General features: G+C 61.9%; 16 protein-coding genes. 3 read left to right on the forward strand and 13 right to left on the reverse strand.

The genetic code is table 11. The annotated features are described in order from the left end of the window. Nucleotides 1-19: 19 nt before the first annotated feature. Together J2W46_RS20040 and J2W46_RS20045 are read left to right on the forward strand one after the other, a co-directional pair. Nucleotides 20-1,270 (forward strand): cupin domain-containing protein, encoded by a 1,251-nt coding sequence (locus J2W46_RS20040; protein WP_310355668.1) that lies wholly within the window; start codon nt 20-22, stop codon nt 1,268-1,270. Nucleotides 1,271-1,503: 233 nt separating this feature from the next. Continuing rightward, nucleotides 1,504-1,767, forward strand: a complete 264-nt coding sequence (locus tag J2W46_RS20045) for a hypothetical protein (protein ID WP_084166713.1) — start codon at nt 1,504-1,506, stop codon at nt 1,765-1,767. 198 nt (nt 1,768-1,965) lie between these two features. On the opposite strand, the gene J2W46_RS20050 is transcribed toward J2W46_RS20045, so the two are convergent. From J2W46_RS20050 to J2W46_RS20060, 3 genes are all read right to left on the reverse strand, one after another. Beyond that, nucleotides 1,966-4,230 (reverse strand): helicase C-terminal domain-containing protein, encoded by a 2,265-nt coding sequence (locus J2W46_RS20050; protein WP_310355669.1) that lies wholly within the window; start codon nt 4,228-4,230, stop codon nt 1,966-1,968. 64 nt (nt 4,231-4,294) lie between these two features. Further along, nucleotides 4,295-4,513: a DUF465 domain-containing protein gene (locus tag J2W46_RS20055; RefSeq protein WP_020065556.1), complete on the reverse strand. Its 219-nt coding sequence runs from the start codon at nt 4,511-4,513 to the stop codon at nt 4,295-4,297. Nucleotides 4,514-4,684: 171 nt separating this feature from the next. Next, nucleotides 4,685-5,722, reverse strand: coding sequence for a hypothetical protein (locus tag J2W46_RS20060; protein WP_310355670.1), 1,038 nt, complete (start codon nt 5,720-5,722; stop codon nt 4,685-4,687). A gap of 246 nt (nt 5,723-5,968) precedes the next feature. Here J2W46_RS20060 and J2W46_RS20065 point away from each other — a divergent pair, with 246 nt between their 5' ends. Further along, entirely contained in the window at nt 5,969-8,317 is a 2,349-nt protein-coding gene (locus tag J2W46_RS20065) for a Tex family protein (protein WP_310355671.1), read from the forward strand. Between the two features lie 154 nt (nt 8,318-8,471). Here J2W46_RS20065 and J2W46_RS20070 read toward each other — a convergent pair whose 3' ends face one another. From J2W46_RS20070 to der, 10 genes are all read right to left on the reverse strand, one after another. After that, nucleotides 8,472-10,358: a potassium transporter Kup gene (locus J2W46_RS20070; protein WP_310355672.1), complete on the reverse strand. Its 1,887-nt coding sequence runs from the start codon at nt 10,356-10,358 to the stop codon at nt 8,472-8,474. Between the two features lie 296 nt (nt 10,359-10,654). Then, nucleotides 10,655-11,245 carry a phosphoribosyltransferase gene (locus J2W46_RS20075; protein ID WP_020065552.1) on the reverse strand — a complete coding sequence of 197 codons (591 nt, stop codon included), beginning with the start codon at nt 11,243-11,245 and terminating at the stop codon, nt 10,655-10,657. Nucleotides 11,246-11,248: 3 nt separating this feature from the next. After that, on the reverse strand, nt 11,249-12,595 hold the full coding sequence (locus tag J2W46_RS20080) for an adenylosuccinate synthase (protein WP_020065551.1): 1,347 nt from the start codon (nt 12,593-12,595) through the stop codon (nt 11,249-11,251). 133 nt (nt 12,596-12,728) lie between these two features. Next, a complete protein-coding gene (locus J2W46_RS20085) occupies nt 12,729-13,880 on the reverse strand; it encodes an ATP phosphoribosyltransferase regulatory subunit (RefSeq protein WP_020065550.1) in 1,152 nt (383 codons plus the stop codon). 224 nt (nt 13,881-14,104) lie between these two features. Continuing rightward, on the reverse strand, nt 14,105-14,296 hold the full coding sequence (locus tag J2W46_RS20090) for a DUF2065 domain-containing protein (RefSeq protein ID WP_020065549.1): 192 nt from the start codon (nt 14,294-14,296) through the stop codon (nt 14,105-14,107). A gap of 46 nt (nt 14,297-14,342) precedes the next feature. Continuing rightward, nucleotides 14,343-15,245: a protease modulator HflC gene (gene hflC, locus J2W46_RS20095; protein WP_020065548.1), complete on the reverse strand. Its 903-nt coding sequence runs from the start codon at nt 15,243-15,245 to the stop codon at nt 14,343-14,345. Between the two features lie 12 nt (nt 15,246-15,257). Beyond that, entirely contained in the window at nt 15,258-16,652 is a 1,395-nt protein-coding gene (hflK, locus tag J2W46_RS20100) for an FtsH protease activity modulator HflK (RefSeq protein ID WP_310355674.1), read from the reverse strand. A gap of 47 nt (nt 16,653-16,699) precedes the next feature. After that, nucleotides 16,700-17,872, reverse strand: a complete 1,173-nt coding sequence (gene hflX, locus J2W46_RS20105) for a GTPase HflX (protein WP_033379419.1) — start codon at nt 17,870-17,872, stop codon at nt 16,700-16,702. 73 nt (nt 17,873-17,945) lie between these two features. Continuing rightward, nucleotides 17,946-18,182 (reverse strand): RNA chaperone Hfq, encoded by a 237-nt coding sequence (gene hfq, locus J2W46_RS20110; RefSeq protein WP_006051315.1) that lies wholly within the window; start codon nt 18,180-18,182, stop codon nt 17,946-17,948. Nucleotides 18,183-18,325: 143 nt separating this feature from the next. Next, complete coding sequence (der, locus tag J2W46_RS20115) at nt 18,326-19,663, reverse strand: ribosome biogenesis GTPase Der (RefSeq protein WP_027775398.1); 1,338 nt, start codon at nt 19,661-19,663, stop codon at nt 18,326-18,328. Nucleotides 19,664-20,231: the final 568 nt, after the last annotated feature.

A 20,231-nucleotide genomic window follows, 5' to 3' on the forward strand; every position in this document is an offset into this window, starting at 1 on the left:
ATACAACTCACATTATACGATGCCCAAGCGGCCCACTGACCACCCGGCCGAAGCAGCTTCGGCACGCAATTCGTCATCGGCTAAAAAGCCGGCTACCGCGATTCTTCCGCCTTCGCCCGACACCCCCACGCCGTTGCTCGGCAACCTTTCGCCGTCGCAATTCATGCGCCGGTACTGGCAGAAAAAGCCTCTACTGATCCGCCAGGCAATTCCTGATGTCGAGTCGCCGCTCTCGCGCGACGAATTCTTCGAACTGGCGGACCAGGATGAAGTCGAAGCACGCCTCATCACGCACTTTCGCAATAAGTGGCAGCTTGAACACGGACCTTTTGCGCCGGACGAACTGCCGTCGCTGAAGCAGCGCGCGTGGACTCTGCTCGTGCAGGGCGTCGATCTCTACGACGATCGCGCGCGTGCCCTACTGGACCGCTTCCGCTTCGTCCCCGATGCGCGTCTGGACGATCTGATGATCTCTTATGCGACAGACGGCGGCGGCGTAGGCCCACACTTCGATTCCTACGATGTGTTTCTTTTGCAAGTAAAAGGCAAGCGGCGCTGGCGCATCAGTTCGCAGAAAGATCTGACGCTGCAGGCAGGACTGCCGTTGAAAGTTTTACAGAATTTCGAAGCGGAACAGGAGTGGGTGCTCGAGCCGGGCGACATGCTGTATTTGCCGCCTCACATTGCCCATGACGGCGTCGCCGAAGGCGAGTGCATGACGTGCTCGATCGGCTTTCGCGCGCCGTCAGCCGGTGAGCTGACGGCCCAGTTTCTCTACCATCTGGCCGAGCGCGGCGAAGAGAACGGTCAGGCGGGAGCGCTTTACCGCGACCCACAGCAACCTGCTGTGGACCGGCCGGCGGAACTGCCTGCCGCGCTGGTGGAACGCGTTGGCGCAATCCTTGCTGGCATCAAATGGAATGAGCAGGACATTGCGTCGTTCCTTGGCACGTACCTCAGCGAACCCAAGCCGAGTGTCGTCTTCGATCCGCCGCAAAGGCCGCTCAACGAAGCACGTTTCATTAGCCAGGCGTCGCGCTCAGGTGTGCGACTCGACCGCAAGACGAATATGTTGTACAACCGCCGTTTTTTCTTCGTAAATGGAGAGAAAACGTCGATCGACGGCGCGAAAAAATGGTCGTTTGATCTCGCCGATCACCGGTGTCTGAGTGCGAAACGCTTTGTAACACTCTCACACGATTCGTCGGTGACAGCACGGCTACACGAGTGGTATTGTGCGGGCTGGATACGGATGGGCGAGCTTGCCTAGCCTCGCGTGTCTGTTATACACAGTACATTGAAATTTTGTATGAGAAAGACAACGTATTGACCCCGGATTTATGGATTGTCAGTACGAAAGTGCATATAATTTCCGCCCAAGCCGTAGGGAAGATTCCTGCTCGTCAAAAGAGCGTCTCCACCAGCGGCCCAGGTCGGTGTTGGAGCACATTACCGGTATTATTTTGCGCTGTTGCTTACCTTTAACCATAAAAGGACGTGATCATGAAGAAATCCCTCCTCGTAGCATCCCTGTTGGCAGCTGTGGCACTGGCTGCATGCAACAAGAGCAACGACCAAGCCGCTGCCCCGGCTAGCGACGCAGCTGCCGCTTCGGCACCGGCTGCTGCTGCAGCTTCGGATTCGGCTGCTGCTGCTTCGGGTGCGGCTGCTGCTGCGAGCGACGCTGCTGCTTCGGCTACGACCGCTGCTTCGGACGCAGGCGCTGCTGCTTCGGCTGCTGCTCCGGCTTCGGGCGCAAGCCAGTAAGCTGTCGCGTAGGGTTCGCCTTAGGGCGAAAACTGCATCGGGAAATCGTCTCGGTTTCCCGAGCAGTAAAACAAAACGCCACGGGCTCACGTCCGTGGCGTTTTGTCATTCAGGCGCCGATTTCGTTAAAGCATTAGCGCAATCGAAGCCGCTTATCGCAACGACATTCGGCTTTGAAGCGCCGCTATTGAAGCGCGGCTATTGAGCAGCCTGGCCGCTCTCCTCGAAAAACTCACGCACCACCTCGATTTCACGTGTGCGCTTGAACGGCGGCAAGCTTTGCCAGATTCGGCGTCCATAAGGTTTATCAACGAGACGCGTGTCGCAGATCATCAAGACGCCACGGTCGGTTTCCGCGCGGATCAGTCGGCCGGCGCCCTGCTTCAGCGTAATAACAGCCTGCGGCAGCTGATGAACCGCAAACGGACTCAGACCTTTCTTCGTCAGCGCGTCGAGACGCGCCGACAGAACCGGATCGTCGGGCGGCGCAAACGGCAGCTTGTCGATGACGACGAGCGACAGCGCGTCGCCACGCACGTCGACACCTTCCCAGAAGCTCTGACTCCCCACCAGAATCGCATTGCCATACGCGCGGAAGCGGTCGAGCAATTCCGTACGGCTTGCGTCGCCCTGCACGAGCAGCGGATAGTTCCAGCCGCGCGCTTCGATCACATCTCGCAGCTTGGCGGAGATTCGGTCCACGGCGCGCAACGTCGTACACAACATGAATACGCCCCCACCAGACGCTTCGATCGCCGGCAAGGCTGCGTCGAACACAGCGTCGGTGAATGTGGGCGACGACGGTTGCGGCAAATTGCGCGGCACATACAGAAGCCCTTGCGACGGGTAGTCGAACGGGCTCGGCAACGTCATAGAACGTTTGGCGTTGAGTCCCATTTGCGCGGCGTAGTGCGTGAAGTCGCCGCGCACCGACAACGTGGCCGACGTGAAGATCCACGCACGCGGCACACCTGCGCGCTGCTTGGCGAAGATCGGCGCGACCGAGAGCGGCGTTTCGTGCAACTGCACGGTATGCGCGAATACTTCGATCCAACGCACCTTCTCGTTAGGATCGGCACGCTCGCCCTTGCCTTCCGCGGAGCCGTTCTGAGCCGCATCGACCGTCTGACGTTCCAGCTCGGTAGGCGGCGTCGTCCAGCCGGCGAGCACGCCCTGCAGCTCGCGAGCGCGGCGCAGACACGCGCCGATCGACTCCGCGCGTTCGGCTTGCGTTGCGAGCGCGGCAGTCAGCGCGTCAAGTTCGGTTTCGAGCGCTACGAGCGCATCAAACAACGGATGATCGTCCGGCAACTGACCGATCGACAAACGCACGGAGTCTTCCTTGAACGCGAGCCGCACGTCACGCGCGGCGCGTTCCACCGTGGAGCCGAGTTTGACCCAGTCGACTGCGTCACGTGCATGACCCAAACCTTCGGCGACGCAATCGCGCGCGAGCTCCAGAAACTGCGCGGTGGAAAGCGTCTCGCCGAAAAACAGCGTGGCGGTTTCGGGAAGCTGGTGCGCTTCGTCGAAGATGACCGTGTTGGCCGTGGGCAGCAGTTCCGCCATGCCGGTATCGCGCAACATGATGTCGGCGAAAAAGAGGTGGTGATTGACCACCACGATGTCGGCCTGCTGCGCTTCGCGGCGCGCCTGCATTACGAAGCAGTCCTTGTAATGCGGACACTCCTGGCCGAGACAGTTATCGCGCGTGGACGTGACCATCGACCACACCGCCGCGGTTTCCGGCACGCTCGCGAGTTCGGCCTTATCGCCCGTGCGCGTGATCTTTGCAAACCGGACGATGTCCTGCAGATACGACGTTTCCTGTCGCGACGGCAAACGGCCGTTATCCGCCGTGCGCTGCAGATAGTAATGACACAGATAGTTCGCGCGGCCTTTGAGCATGGCGACCGACACCGGCACCGCAAGCGCGTCGCGCACGGTCGGAATATCGCGCTGAAAGAGCTGGTCCTGCAGGTGCTTGGTGCCCGTCGAAACGATCACCTTGCCGCCCCACAACATGGCCGGCACAAGATACGCATAGGTTTTGCCGGTACCCGTGCCTGCCTCGACGATCAGCGTGTTCTCGCCGCCGTCCAGGGCCTGCGCTTCGTCGGCTTCTACCGTGTCGGCTGCGGTCTCGGCGGCGCCCGTTTGCAGGCGCCGCGCCGGACGCTTTTGCGCCTCGAACATGGCGGGCTCGGGCATTGCGCGGCCCGACGCTTCCATCGCGGCCGCGACGGCGCGCGACATTTCGATCTGCGACGCGCGCGAGCGATAGCCGTCGATTTGCCTGGCCAATAAACCGTTATCGGCGAAGATCTCGTTGAGCTCCGCGGCGCGGCGTGGATTGAGCGATGCGCTCAGCGCGGACGCGGCCGGACGCGGCGCGGGTGTGCCGGTTTGTGATGCCTCGTCGGCGGCCGACGCGCGGCGGGAAGTTTCAAGCGGTGAATTCAAGGCAAGCGTTTCCTGCAAAATCCGGCTCGCGCGGCGCGCGCCCGGCGCCTGCCAGGCCGCGAACTCAGGCGCGTACGTCCGGTTCGAGCTGCAATTGCAGCAAGATGATGGTGTCCTTGACCTTGAGTTTGCGCTTTTTCAGGCGCTGCAACTCGAAGTCGTCGATGCCGGGCTCATCCGACATTCGGCCGATCAAACGGTCGAGCCCACTGTGCTCCGATTCCAGTTGCAGAATCCGGTCGCGAAGTGTGTCCGCGTTGATGACGTGATGTTGATCGCGCATGCTCGCCTCCGCTCGACTATTGCGTGGGCTGCATGTTCGCCATGTTCAGCCCGTTGCCTGAGGTTGCTGTCCGGCTTAAAACGCGCTACGACTACCTGCACCGATGCGTGCACTACTGCGATACTACAACCGCGCAGGCGCCCGCCACACGAGCGCTACGTCGCGCGCGGCTTACTGTTGCTGCTTCTGCTGCTCTTCGAGTTGCTTCTGCTGCTTCAACTGGTCCTGACGTTTCTGCTCCGCTTTTTCGGCTGCCTGCTTCTGACGCGCCTCGACGTCGGCTTTGTGCTGAGCCGCTTCGGCCTGCTTTTTCTCGAAGCTCTGCTGCTTCTCTACGCGTTCCTGAGCCTTCTGCGCGCCCTGCTGACGAGCTTCGTCGAGCTTGCGTTGGAAGTCGGCCTGCTTCTGATCGTAAGCCTGCTGATTGGCCGCGGCCTTCGACGGGCTGATGCCGCGCTTCGCCTGGTCGATCGCGTGCTGGCGTTGCTTTTCCTCATAGGCCTGCGCGTTCGCGGCGCGCTGCGGCGCCTCTGCATTGCGCTGTGCCTCGTTCAACTGATGTTGACGCTGTTTCTCTTCATAAGCCTGGGCGTTGCGCGCGTCTTCGGCGGCGCGCTGCGGCGCGCCAGCTTCCTCCTGCGCGCGCTTGAGCTCCGCCTGCTCGTCACGTTTGCGGGCGCGTTGCGCGCGCTCTTCGCCGTCCAACGCGAGCTGTTCCTTGCGAATCTGCGCCTGCACCGTGCGCATCTGATCGCGTGCCTTGTTCAAGCAGTGATTGACGAAGAACGTGCTGTAGCAATTATGCTCGGCGACGCCATAGCGGTAGTTGTTTTCGTCGCTGCGCTGGTTCAGCACCTTCTGCCGCGCGTCGAACTCGCTCTCTCCAGAAGTGGCGCTGTCGCCGCTCGCTGTGCTATCAGCTCCGGCATTCACTGAGCCATCCGCTTCGCCACTGACGCCATTGCCTTGATCCGCCGACGCTGCGCCTCGGGTCACCGAGCCCGCGGGCTTTCCGGCAGGCGCACTAGCGCCGCTTTCAGGCGCCACCGATTGCGCCGAAGCAGGCGCCGATAACACGAGCGCGGCAGCCATCACACACGCCGCACACGACACCGCGAACGCTCTGCCCGAAACCGGCGCGCTCGCTTCGACGCCGCGCGTCACCCGTCCACGGAACGTGAACGGCCAGCGCACTGCGGACAGCGGCAAATGTGGCGTACGGGAGACCGGGTTCGAGCTCAGGCGGTTGAAAGAAAAGGAGATTGGCAACGTCGTAGAGGGGCAACGGAACATGCCCGAAATTCTATCACCCCCGGCGGTTGAGCCCTTTGGCATTTGTGGCAAAATGCCCCGCTCTAGCAACCTGGTCGCAGCGCGCACGCACTGCGTGCCCGGCGCCGCAAGGCGCCGCCGGCGCACGGCCCTTGACCGAGTCCGCAGGAAACCCAAGAGCTTATGACGGAAACCGTAGCACTCAAGATCGTACAGCGCATCGCCGCCGAACTGTCCGTACAGCCGCGCCAGGTCGCGGCCGCGGTGCAACTCCTCGACGAAGGAGCGACTGTTCCGTTCATCGCCCGCTACCGTAAGGAAGTGACCGACAATCTCGACGACACGCAGTTGCGTAATCTCGAAGAACGCCTGCTGTATCTGCGCGAACTGGAAGACCGGCGCGCGGCGATCGTCGCGAGCATCGACGAACAGGGCAAGCTCACCGACGAGCTGCGCAACGCGATCGAAGGCGCCGACAGCAAGCAGGTGCTCGAAGACCTGTATCTGCCGTATAAGCCGAAGCGGCGCACCCGCGCGCAGATCGCTCGCGAAGCCGGCCTGCAGCCGCTCGCCGACGCGCTGCTCGGCAATCCGCTGCTCGACCCGCAAACGGAAGCCGCCGCGTACGTGGACGCGGAGAAAGGCGTCGCCGACGTCAAGGCCGCACTCGACGGCGCCCGCGACATCCTCTCCGAGCAATTTGGCGAAACCGCTGATCTGCTCGGCAAACTGCGCGATTACCTGTTCAATCAGGGCGTAGTGTCATCGAAAGTGGTCGAAGGCAAGGAAACCGCTGAAGAAGAAAAATTTCGCGACTATTACGACTATGCGGAAACGATTCGCACGGTGCCGTCGCATCGTGCGCTCGCGCTTTTCCGCGGCCGCAATGCGGGCGTGCTGATGATCAAGCTGGGTCTCGGCGAAGAACTCGACGCACAGGTGCCCCATCCGGGCGAAGCGCTGATCGCACGTCACTTCGGTATTGCCAATCAGAACCGTCCGGCCGACAAGTGGCTTTCCGACGTTTGCCGCTGGTGCTGGCGCGTGAAGGTTCAGCCGCACATCGAAAACGAACTGCTGACCAACCTGCGCGACGAAGCCGAGCACGAAGCGATTCGCGTATTCGCGCGCAATCTCAAGGACCTGCTGCTGGCCGCACCCGCGGGACCGAAGGCCGTGATCGGCCTCGATCCAGGCATGCGCACCGGCGTGAAGGTCGCGGTGGTCGATCGGACCGGCAAGGTACTCGTCACCGACGTGATCTATCCGCATGAGCCGCGCCGCGACTGGGACGGCTCCATCGCGAAACTCGCGCGCATCTGCGCGCAGACGCAGGCCGAACTGATCAGCATCGGCAACGGCACGGCGTCGCGGGAAACGGACAAGCTCGCGAGCGAACTCATTGCGCGCCATCCGGAATTCAAGCTGCAGAAAATCGTCGTGTCCGAAGCCGGCGCGTCGGTCTACTCGGCTTCCGAACTGGCCGCGAAGGAATTCCCCGACATGGACGTATCGCTGCGCGGCGCGGTGTCGATCGCGCGGCGGCTGCAAGACCCGCTCGCCGAACTCGTGAAGATCGAGCCGAAGGCGATCGGCGTCGGGCAATACCAGCACGACGTGAATCAGCGCGAACTCGCGCGCTCGCTCGACGCGGTCGTCGAAGACTGCGTGAACGCCGTGGGCGTTGACGCGAACACGGCGTCGGTCGCCCTGCTCGCGCGCGTGTCCGGGCTGAACGCCACGCTGGCTCGCAACATCGTCGATTATCGCGATGCAAATGGTCCGTTCCCATCGCGCGACCATCTGCGCAAGGTGCCGCGTCTCGGTGACAAGACGTTCGAACAGGCTGCGGGTTTTCTGCGCATCAACAACGGCGAAAATCCGCTCGACCGCTCGTCCGTGCACCCGGAAGCGTACCCGGTCGTTGAACGGATCCTCGCGAAGATCAACAAGCACGTTGGTGAAGTGCTCGGCAATCGGGATGCGCTGCGCGGCTTGTCGCCAAGCGAATTCGTCGACGAACGTTTCGGCCTGCCGACCGTGCGTGACATTCTGCTCGAACTCGAAAAGCCGGGCCGCGATCCGCGCCCGGAGTTCAAGACGGCGACGTTCCGCGAAGGCGTCGAAAAAGTCAGCGATCTGACGCCGGGTATGGTGCTCGAGGGCGTCGTCACGAACGTCGCGGCGTTCGGTGCGTTCGTCGACATCGGCGTGCATCAGGATGGGCTCGTACACGTGTCGGCAATGTCGACAAAGTTCATCAAGGATCCGCACGAGGTCGTCAAGGCCGGACAGATCGTCAAGGTCAAGGTGCTCGAAGTCGATGTGAAGCGTCAGCGTATCGCGCTCACCATGCGCCTCGACGACGAGTTCGGCGCGGCGGCGGCCCGCAGTGGCGGCGGTGCACAGCAGGATCGCGGCAACTTTGGCCGCTCGGGTGGCAATGGACGCGGCGCGCCGCAACAGCGCTCACGCGAACCGGAAGCAGGCGGCGCAATGGCTGCGGCATTCGCGAAGTTGAAGCAAAAGTAAAAGTCTCTGTGTTCAGTGGACGAAGCGCTTATGCACCACTGAACACGCACCTTCTACCACGCGTCAGCCAATAAAAAACCCACGCATTTGCGTGGGTTTTTTGTTTCCGCAGAAGCATTCTGCGATGCAAACGGGCAAGGCACGCCCTGCGCCGTCATATCTCGATCTTCGTACCCAACTCCACTACGCGATTAGCCGGAATACTAAAGAAGTCCGTCGGCTTGGCGGCGTTCTGGTGCATCCATGCGAAAACACGCTCGCGCCACACCGACATGCCTGGCAATTGTGTCGGCACCACCGTTTCGCGCGCGAGGAAAAACGACGTATCCATCAACTCGAAGGTCATGTCGTGCGTACGGCCGATTTCGGTGAGCACTGCTTTCACGTCCGGCGTTTCGTTGAACCCGTATGCGGCCTTGACCAGAAACAGACCACCGTCGATATTCTTCACCGTCACCCGCTCGGCGTCGTTCACATACGGAATGTCGCGCGTGACGAAGGTCAGGAAGATCGTGCGCTCATGCAACACCTTGTTGTGCTTCAGATTGTGCAGCAGGCTGACCGGCACCAGCGAATCGCTGCCCGTCAGATAGATCGCCGTACCCGACACACGATGCGGCGGGTGCGCGAGCAGACCCTGCAGGAACGGCATCAACGGAATACCGTCGGCGGCCGTGCGCTCCTTCACGATCATCCTGCCCTTGAACCATGTCATCAGCAGGAAGAACAGCAGCGCGCCGATGCCGAGCGGTAGCCAGCCACCCTCTTCCACCTTCAGCAAGTTCGCACCGAAAAAGCCTAAGTCGATCGTAATGAACACGGCGATGATCAGCCCGACGAGGAACTTGTTCCAGTTCCACACCTTCACCATCACGACACAAGCCAGAATGGTCGTGATGACCATGGTCGCGGTCACCGCGATGCCGTATGCGGCCGCGAGATTGTCCGAGCTTTTGAACGCGATCACGATGCACAGAATGATGAACAGCAGCATCCAGTTCACCACCGGCACATAGATCTGGCCGATTGCGAGTTCGGATGTGTGCAGGATCTTCATACGCGGCACGTAGCCGAGCTGGATCGCCTGGCTCGTCAGTGAATACGCGCCTGAAATCACCGCCTGCGAAGCGATCACGGTCGCGACCGTCGACAGCACGACCAGCGGCAGCAACGCCCATTGCGGCGCGAGCAGGAAGAACGGATTCTCGATCGCTTTCGCGTCGTGCATCAGCAACGCGCCCTGGCCGAAATAGTTCAGCACCAGCGACGGCATGACCAGCACGTACCAGCCCATGCGGATCGGCTTGGCCCCGAAGTGGCCCATGTCCGCGTAGAGCGCCTCAGCGCCGGTCAACACCAGCACCACCGAACCAAGCACGACATACGCTTGCAGCACATGCGCGGCCATGAAGGTGTACGCGTAATACGGGTTCAGCGCACGGATCACGTTCGGCGATTGCACGATATGCCACAGCCCGAGCGCAGCAAGCACCACGAACCACACCAGCATGATCGGGCCGAACAACCGGCCAACCGTGGCCGTGCCGTGCCGCTGGATCCAGAACAGAAGCACAAGGATCACCATGGTCAGCGGCAATACGAGATGCGACAGATGAGGCGCCGCAATCTCCAGCCCCTCGACTGCGGAAATCACGGAAATGGCCGGCGTAATGACTGCGTCGCCATAAAACATGCAGGCGCCGAAGATGCCGAGCATCATCAGCAATCCGGCCATTTTCGATTTCTCGTCGAGCGAACGCAGCGCCAGCGCCATGAGCGCAAGCACGCCACCCTCGCCGTTGTTGTCCGCGCGCATCACGAACAATACGTACTTGATGCCCACCACGATCACGATGGCCCAGAACAGCAGCGAGATGACGCCCAGGATGGATTGATCGGTAAGCGGGATGCCATGCGACGGGCTGAAGGCTTCTTTCAGCGCATACAACGGGCTCGTGCCGATATCGCCGAACACCACCCCGATCGCGGCGACCGCGAGGGAAGGCAGTGGCTGTTTGTGCACGTGATTGTTATCTGTCATAAACGCGAGGAAATCCGTTCCCAGGGCGGAAAAAGCGACCGCTATTCTAAACCGCCTGTCTGAAGCCGCCCGGCTTGTTGTGGATACACCACGTGGATGGTCCGCGCAGTGTAGCACTGCGGTATGTGCGCGTCTGCTGTACGAATTGCTATGCGGCGGATGTCATCGCAGGCTGCGAAGCGTAGGTGCCGGTGACTGCGCGCACATAAAAAAACGGAGCCCAATCGGGCTCCGCTTTTGGATGCGTTGCATAGCACGGTGCAGCGCTGAGTGCCGCTAAACGTTGCGGTGCCCGCTCAATTTCCCGAGGACTCCTGTGCTTGCGCGACGCCGCGCTTGATCCACGCGCCGAGGTTATGCGGACGAACCGTGTCCCACTCCTCGAACGGCTGATGAATCCACGGATTCGTAGGCAGATACTGCACGTGATAATCGGGCTTCACTTTCGAGCAGCCTTTGTACCAGAGCACTGCGGAACGCACTGCCGTGATCGCCGGGTAGCGCTCTTTCAGATGCTGCTGAACCCGTGCGAGCGTGACGCCCGAATCGACGAGATCGTCGACGAGCAGCACGTTGCCGTGCAGTTCACCGCGCGTCATCGTGATGTATTGCGCGATGTCCAGTTCGCCCTGCTCCGTGCCGGCCGCTTCACGATACGAACTCGTGGCGAGAATAGCCAGCGGCAGATCGTAGATACGCGAAAGCTGGTCGCCCACGCGCAAACCGCCACGCGCGAGGCACAGGATCTTGTCGAACTTCCAGCCTGATTCATGCACCGCCATGGCGAGCAATTCGATCAGCCGGTGATATTCGTCCCAGCCGACCCACAGGTTCTTGTCGTCGTTGCGCGGATCTTTCATCGCAATCATGGGGAGACCTTGCACCATCGCTTAAGCCTTGAACGGATGACGAAGCAGAATGGTCTCGTCGCGATCCGGACCCGTGGACACCATGTCGATAGGAATGCCCGCCACTTCCTGGACGCGCGACAGATACGCACGTGCGTTCGCCGGGAGCTTGTCCCATTCCTTGATGCCGACGGTGCTTTCCTTCCAGCCCGCGAAGGTTTCGTACACCGGCTCGCAGCGCGCGACTTCCGACGCGCCGCGCGGCAGCAGATCGACGTTCTTGCCGTCCACCGTGTAGCCGACGCAGAGCTTCACTTCTTCGAGACCGTCGAGCACGTCGAGCTTGGTCATGCACAGGCCCGACACGCCATTGATCTGGATCGAGCGGCGCAGTGCTGCAACGTCGAGCCAGCCGGTGCGGCGCGGACGGCCGGTAACCGAGCCAAATTCCTTGCCGACGGTGGCGAGTTCCAGACCGATCGCTTCCTGACGCGCGGCGTTGTCCGCGTCGTACAGTTCGCTCGGGAACGGGCCCGAACCGACGCGTGTGCAGTACGCTTTGGTGATGCCGAGAATGTAGTTCAGCTTCTGCGGACCGACGCCCGCACCCGCAGTCGCTGCGCCCGCGACGCAATTGCTCGACGTGACAAACGGATAGGTACCGTGGTCGATATCGAGCAGCGTGCCTTGCGCGCCTTCGAACAGCAGGTTGCTGCCGGCGGCGTTCGCGTCGTACAAACGGCGCGACACGTCGGTGACCATTGGCTTCAGACGGTCGGCATAGCCCAGCATCGTGTCGAGCGTTTGCTGGAAATCGACAGCGGCGACGCCCAGGTACTGCGTCAGCACGAAGTTGTGATAGTCCAGGTTTTCGCGCAGGCGTTCAGCGAAAGTCTCCGGCTCGAAGAGGTCCTGCACGCGCAAGCCGCGGCGCGCCACCTTGTCTTCGTATGCGGGGCCGATGCCGCGGCCGGTCGTGCCGATTTTGCTCGCACCGCGGCGCGCTTCGCGGCCCTGGTCGATAGCAATGTGGTACGGCAGAATCAGCGTGGTGGCTTCGGAAATGAACAGGCGTTTCTGAACGTCGACGCCGGCGGCTTCGAGCTCGCCAATTTCCTTGAACAGCGCTTCCGGCGACAACACGACGCCATTGCCGATGTAGCACGCGACGCCGGGATGCATGATGCCCGACGGAATCAGACGCAAGATGGTTTTCTTGCCGCCGATGATAAGCGTGTGACCGGCATTGTGACCGCCCTGGAAGCGAACGACGCCGTGGGCGTGGTCCGTCAGCCAGTCGACGATCTTGCCCTTGCCTTCATCACCCCACTGGGTCCCCACGACGACGACGTTACGCCCGGGGTTCACATTCACTGCGCTGGCAGACATGTTGTTTCGTAAGCTGGTTAAAAACGTATTCTACCTAGGTTCGCGGAAGCATCCGGAATTTTTCCGTTTCCGCTCAACGGTATGCACGTTATGGTGGGTATCGCGAAGAAGCGCGGTTCGTATCGGAGCGCGCTCAGGAACGCGGTTCAACCGTCCATGCGCCGTTGCGCTCGACCAACACGCGGTCGAACGCGAATTCATCCAGGTCGTGCTCGTGGCCAGGCAGTGCCTGAATCACCACTTCGCCGGCATCGCGCAACGCGGCGACGCTCACACGCAACGCGTCGTCGTGCTGCCACGGCGCGAGGATCGCGCTGCTGCGCGCTTCGACAGGCGAGATGCGCGCCACTTCGCGCAGATCGAGCGAAAAGCCGGTCGCCGCCCGTGCGCGCCCATAGGCCTGCCCGACATGGTCGTAACGGCCGCCGCGCGCCACGGCATTCGGCACGCCGTCCACGTAGGCCGAGAACATGACGCCGCTGTGATACGCGTAGCCACGCAGATCGGCGAGGTCGATCATGACTTCGGCGCCTTCCACCTGGCTCGCGAGGAAGGCGAGGTCGTCGAGCGCACGCGCGATAGCGGGAGCATTCGGCAAGCGGGCGCGTGCCTCCTCGAGCACCGAGGCGTCCCCGTAAAGCGAGGGCAGCGAGCGCAACGCATCGCGTGTCACGGCCGTGAGGTTCGCGGTCAATTCAACGAGCCGCGGCACGTCCTTGCCCGCCAGCGCGTCGTACAGCGATTGTCCCAGCTCGGCCGCCGCCGGTTCTGCTTCGATCAATGCGGCGAGCACGCCCGCGTGGCACAGGTCGAGACGCACCTTGGCAAGGCCCGCGAGACGCAGCGCATCGAGCATTAGCTGCTGGATTTCGAGATCGGCCTCGAGCCCCGCATGACCGTAGATTTCGGCGCCGATCTGAATCTGCTCGCGCGTCGCATGCAAGCCGCGCGGCCGCGTGTGCGCGACATTTCCGGCATAGCAAAGACGCGTGACGCCCTGGCGGTTCAGCAGATGCGCGTCGATACGCGCGACCTGCGGCGTGATGTCGGCGCGCAGGCCGAGCGTGCGTCCGGACAACTGATCGACGAGCTTGAACGTGCGCAGATTGAGGTCGTGCCCGCCGCCCGTCAGCAGCGACTCGATGTATTCGAGCATCGGCGGCATCACCATCTCGTAGCCGTACGAGCGGAAACGGTCCAGCAGATGGCGCCGCAACTCTTCGATCTTGCGGGCTTCCGACGGCAGCACGTCGGCAATATTCTCGGGAAGTAACCAGGTCGACATCGATACAGTCCTACGACGTTGAACACGGCGGCTGAGTGCGCCGGTAAGTGAGAGTGTTTGGCGGGCCAGGGCTCGATTCTGGCGAGTTCGGCGGCTTTCCGGATGCGCCCGGCTTGCGTGGGACCGGCAGTGCGCGTTTCACAGCGAGCCGCCGCGCAAATGTGCGACCTTGGTCACACCCGAACTCGCGCCGCACGCGGCATCGCGCTAACCGGCGTGCTGTCTCAGGTCACGAAAAACAGCAGAATCAGCCCGAGCAGCATCACGATCAGCCCGCCGACACGAATCTGATGCGCCGGTCGTTCCGCTATTCTACGGAACGTGTCGCGCCAGGCGCTCGGAAAAACGAACGGGAACATCCCCTCGATAATCAGCATCAACGCGATCGCGAGCAGTAACGAGCCGACTATATCCATGCTAAAGAAGGGGGCCGCGATGCGAATGCCGCGGCGTTCCGGGTTATTAGTGTTTGCGCGGAGCCGCGGAAGCGTCCGGGGCGAGGCCGCCGGTCGAACTACGCATGAAGCGGAAGAACTCGTTGCTCGGATCGACCACGATTACGTCGCCTGGCTTGAAGGTCTTCCGGTACGCCTGCATGCTTTGGTAGAACTGATAGAACTCCGGGTCGCTGCCGTACGCTTGCGCGGCGATCTCGGCGGCGTTTGCGTCGCCCTCGCCCTTGATGGTTTGCGCCTGACGGTAACCGTCCGCGAGAATCGCCTGTTGTTGCGCGACCGCGTCCGCCCGGATCTTGTCGGCCTCGGCGGCACCCTTCGCGCGCTCGTCGGCCGCGGCCTGCTCGCGTTCGGCGATCATCCGCTTGTAGACCGAGTCAGCCATCGAGGCCGGAACATCGACCCGCGTCAACTGGACATCCACGACCGACACGCCCAGCGACGCCGCACTCTTCGCCATCGCGGCCCGGGCTTCGTCGGCGAGTGCCTGCTGTTTGGCCAACGCGTCCGATAACGTGTACTTGCCGAACGCGTCGCCGAGCGCACTGCGCGCAACGAGGGCAATGCGGTCCGGCAGGCTCTGCACGTCGCCCTTCGTTTCGGTCAGCAGCTTCAGCGGATCGGTCACGCGATATTTGACGACAGGGTTCGCGAGCAGATCGTTCTTGTCCGACGTGACGTAGCGATCTTCGTCCGGCGCGTCGAGCGACTGGATGCGGTTATCGACGAGCGTCACCGTTTGCAACGGCGGCGGCAACTTCACGTGCAAGCCTGGACCGAGCAAGGTGGGAGCGGCGTCGCCACGCGGGGACAACACTGCCATATGACGCTGGTCGACAACGAATACCATCGACGAAGCAGCAAACAGCACGATGACAACGGCAATGACGAGCGCAATGATCTTGTTCATGATGTGCGCCCCTTATTGAACGTCGTCTTCACGCGTACGGCTGCGGAAGGAATCGCGTGAGCGCAGCGCGTCGCTGCTGGCCGCCGCCCGGCTGGCGGGTGTGGCGGCTGAGGCAGACGCAGACACTGCAGGCGCTGCCGCCGTCGATCCGCCTGCGGCGGGCGCATTGGAAGTCGCTACCTGCGGCGCGCTGGCGGCCACGCCGCCCGATGCCGCCGTGGCGGCTGCAGCAGCATCGGCCACCCGTTGACGAGTCTGCTCGACCAGCTTGTCGAGCGGCAGATACAGCACATTGTTGCCGCTCTTGCTGTCCACAAAAACCTTTGTCGTATTCGAATAGATCTGCTGCATGGTTTCCAGATACATGCGCTCGCGAATCACCGCGGGCGCTTTCGAGTACTGCGCATAGACCTGTTTGAAGCGTTCGGCGTCGCCTTGCGCCTCAGCCACCGTTTTGTCGCTGTAGGTTTTCGCGTCGTCGATCTGGCGCGCCACATCGGCTTGCGCGCGCGGCAGCAGATCAGCGGCGTACGCCTGCGCGTCGCGCTTCGCACGCTCGTTCTCCTGCCGGACCTTGGCAGCGTCGTCAAACGCGGCCTGCACCCTGTCGGGAACCTGCACGCCCTGGATCGTCACACCGGTGACAGCGAGGCCGGACTGATACTCATCGAGCGATTGCTGGATCGCCGCCATTAACTGCTGACGAATTACTTCGCGATCCTGACCAAGAATTTCGTCTGTGCTGCGCGCGCCGACGATGCCGCGCACCGCCGCCTGCGCGGCCTGCATCACGCCCTGATCGGGATCGACGCTGCGGAAAAGGTAATCGGTCGGCTTGCGGATCTGGTACTGCACCGCAAAGCGCACGTCGACGATGTCCGCGTCGTGCGTGAGCATGGACGCGTCTTTCACATTCGCGAGACGCACCACGTTATTGCGGCCGATTTCCACCTGGCGAACCTGGCCGATATTGACGAGTTCATGCGCTTCGAACGGATAAGGCAGGCGCCAGTGCACGCCTTGCCCTGCCGTGTAGCGATATTTGCCGAACTGCATCACAACGCCGGCCTGGCCGTCTTGCACCACGAACACACCACTGCCGAGATAGATTGCGATCAGCACGCCGATGACGATGCCCACGCCGATGCGCGCGCCACGGCCGTTGTCGGGACGCCCGCCGCCGACACCGCCGCCCTTGCGGCCGAACATGCGGCTCAGACGGCGGTTGAAATCCCGCCACATCTCGTCGAGATCGGGGGGACCTTCACCTTCCTTGGTCTGAGGACGCTTGGGCTCACCCGGCCGCTGACGCTCGCCATTGCCGTCGCCACGGCCCCAGCGGGGATCGTTCAGTGAAAACATGGCGCGCATGCGCAGCCAGATACTCCGCTCGTTGTAATCGTTCACCTGTGTTCGTTCACCAGAGTAGACAGCGGGTATGCAATTGGAACGGGTCAGTGCCCGAGTTCTGAGACCTTGCGCTCGTCGCGCGGTGCCGCCGACCGGTCTTCTTCCGAGGAGTCATGCGGCGTGTCGGACAGAGCTTCCGCAGTAGCGATCTCAGCGATGGCAGCGCGCAATGTATCCAGCCCCTGCCCCGTGCGCGCGCTCAAAAAGACGCGCGAAATATTACCATACTCGTCCCGCTCGACCGCGTCCCCGCGGGCCGCCAACTCCGGCACTGCGTCGATTTTGTTGAACACGAGCACCTGGCGGATTGTGTCCGCACCGATCGCGTGCAACACCTCGTTGACCTGATCAATCTGGTCGAGTCGCACCGCGCTCGACGCGTCGACGACATGCAGCAGCAGATCGGCGTGAATTGTTTCCTCGAGCGTGGCGCGAAACGCCGCAACCAGTTGGTGGGGCAGTTCGCGAATGAAGCCGACCGTGTCGGACACCACCACCTGCCCTGCTTCGTCGCCGAGATAAACGCGACGGGACGTCGTGTCGAGCGTGGCAAACAGCTGGTCGGCCGCATACGCCTGCGCCTTCGTGAGCGCGTTGAAGAGCGTGGACTTGCCCGCGTTCGTATAGCCGACCAGCGACACCGACATGGTCTGATTGCGCGAGCGCTGGCGGCGCTGCGTGCCATGCTGACGGCGCAGTTTTTCGAGCCGCGTCTTGAGCGCCTTGATACGCTCGCCGATCAGCCGGCGGTCGGTTTCGAGCTGCGTTTCGCCTGGACCGCGCAAGCCGATACCGCCTTTTTGCCGCTCGAGGTGGGTCCATGCGCGGATTAGCCGCGTCGACAGATACTGCAATTGCGCGAGTTCCACCTGCAGCTTGCCTTCATGGCTGCGGGCGCGTTGCGCAAAAATATCGAGGATGAGACTCGTGCGGTCGACCACGCGCCGATTAAGCGCTTGCTCCAGATTGCGCTGCTGGGCAGGCGCAAGAGCGTGGTTGAAAATAACGAGTTCGATGTCGTTCGCCTCACACGCGAGACGCAGTTCTTCGGCCTTGCCGCTGCCGACGAACATCTTCGCATCGGGACTGGCCCGGCGCCCGGTGAGGGTGACTAGAGGATTCGCGCCCGCGCTTTGCGCGAGCAGGCTGAGTTCTTCGAGACTGGCTTCGAAATCGATCTTACCGAAGTCGATGCCGACAAGCGCTGCATTGATCAAATTGGAGGGTATCAAAATGAGGCGGCCGGAGGTGATCGCCAACGGGCGACGCTACGCCGGCCGCGACGGGGGTTTAGGACTGTTCAGAATCCGGGTGGAAATTCACCGGACGGGCTGGCACGACAGTCGAGATTGCGTGCTTGTAGACCATCTGGGTGACCGTATTCCGGAGCAACACGACGTACTGGTCGAACGATTCAATGTTCCCTTGAAGCTTGATGCCGTTGACCAGGTAGATCGACACCGGCACATGCTCTTTACGCAGTGCGTTCAAAAACGGGTCTTGTAACAATTGCCCTTTGTTGCTCATAGCAAACTCCGTATTTTTTTGCAGGTTGACTAAATTGACGACAGAAGAAAAAGGTATCCGCCGTCAACCGCTACACTATAGCCGATTTTCGTTTTCGCGCGGGCACCCTGCCCAAGCGGCCAAACCCAACGCACATGCGGGTTTCAGCCTTTGTCCGCGTAAGGGTTGGTCGACGATCTGAACTCTATTCGCAATGGAGTCCCGGTCAGCTTGAAAGTTTCACGGAAGCGGTTTTCAAGGTAGCGTTTGTACGTTTCGGTGATCGCATCGAGTGCGTTGCCATGAATCACAATGATCGGGGGATTCTGTCCACCCTGGTGCGCGTAACGCAATTTCGGCCGCACCGGACCACGGCGACGCGGCTGCTGAAACTCCACTGCATCGATCAGCGCACGCGTGAGCTTCGGCGTGGGCAGCTTCGCCATTGCCGCGGCGTACGCGTCGTCCACCGAGCGCATCAGCGGACCGATACCTGTTTTTTCCGCTGCAGAAATGAAATGGAACTTGGCGAAGTCGAGGAATTTTAGTTTGCGTTCGAGATCCGCTTTGGTGCGCTCGCGCACATGCGAATCGAGCCCGTCCCACTTGTTTACGCCGACGACCAGCGCACGACCTTGCTCCACCACGAAGCCGGCGATATGCGCGTCCTGTTCCGAAATGTCCTGACGCGCGTCGAGCAGCAGAATCACGACATTCGCGTCCGAAATCGACTGCAGCGTTTTCACCACCGAGAACTTCTCGATCGCTTCGAACACCTTGCCGCGACGGCGCAAGCCCGCCGTATCGATCAGCGTGTACGGCTTGCCCTGGCGTTCAAAGTCGACGTAGATCGAATCGCGCGTAGTGCCCGGCATATCGAACGCGATCACGCGCTCTTCGCCGACCAGTGCGTTGATCAACGTCGACTTGCCGACGTTCGGACGGCCGACGATCGCGATCTTTACGCCGCGCGCTTCCTTCTCGTCGTCGCTTTCTTCGGGCTGGCCCGCGTAAGCGACGCCGAGCGCCTCATTGATCATCTCCGTGACGCCGTCACCGTGTGCAGCCGAAATTGCGCGCGGATCGCCGAGACCGAGCTCGTAGAAGTCGGCGGCGACCGTGCTGTACTTCATCCCCTCGGCCTTGTTGACGACGAGGAAGATCGGCCGGCCGGTCTTGCGCAAGTAGTCGGCAATTGACTTGTCTTGCGGCGCAAGGCCATTGCGACCGTCGACGATGAACACGACGATGTCCGATTCCTCCACTGCCTGGCGCGTCTGGCGCGCCATTTCATGGAGAATGCCGTCTTTCGCGACGGGCTCGAAACCGCCGGTATCGACGACCAGGTACGGCCGCTCGCCCGTACGCCCTTCGCCGTAGTGGCGATCGCGTGTGAGGCCGGGCAGATCGGCAACGAGCGCATCACGCGAACGCGTGAGACGATTGAAGAGCGTGGATTTCCCCACATTGGGGCGCCCTACGAGGGCAATAACGGGTTTCATCAGATGTTGTTCACAGTGAAACGCGGATCGGAATCGACCGTCCGCGTTGCGACGCCATTGCGCCGCTAGACGGCAGCGTTTGACGAAAATTATCACGAATTCGGCCAGCCCCGGCTGCGCTGTCCATATGCGCGCCGAGGCGGACGGGGGTTTGACTGTATGCGCAGCGCGGCGAGGCTACGAGGCTTCGTTTTGCTGCGGGCAGTTCGCTCGCGAATTGCGCTGCCCGTCTTGCAACGGCCAAGAACGGCGCCGCGAGCGGTGAACAAGCCACATTGGGCGTTTCTGTTGGCCCGTGTGCGTCACCGCTGTACGCTGCCACTGGTCGCCGCTTTGTTTGCCGCCTTCGCTGAGTGGCTTTCGCAGCTGGGTTTCTCGGCCGCGTTGGTCGGCCGCTGTTTTTCAGCCGCCGCTTGTAGCCGCTTCATTGGCCGTTTTCGTTGGCTGCTTTTGCCGGCCGTTGCCGTTGGCCGCTTTCATTGGCCGCTTTCATTAGCCACTTCATTCAGCCGTTCTTGTCGGCCCGCCGACCCAGCCAGTGCGGCGGAATTCCATTTCCATACTGACT

Origin of the sequence: Paraburkholderia strydomiana, assembly GCF_031456815.1 — a bacterium.
Lineage (GTDB): Bacteria > Pseudomonadota > Gammaproteobacteria > Burkholderiales > Burkholderiaceae > Paraburkholderia > Paraburkholderia caledonica.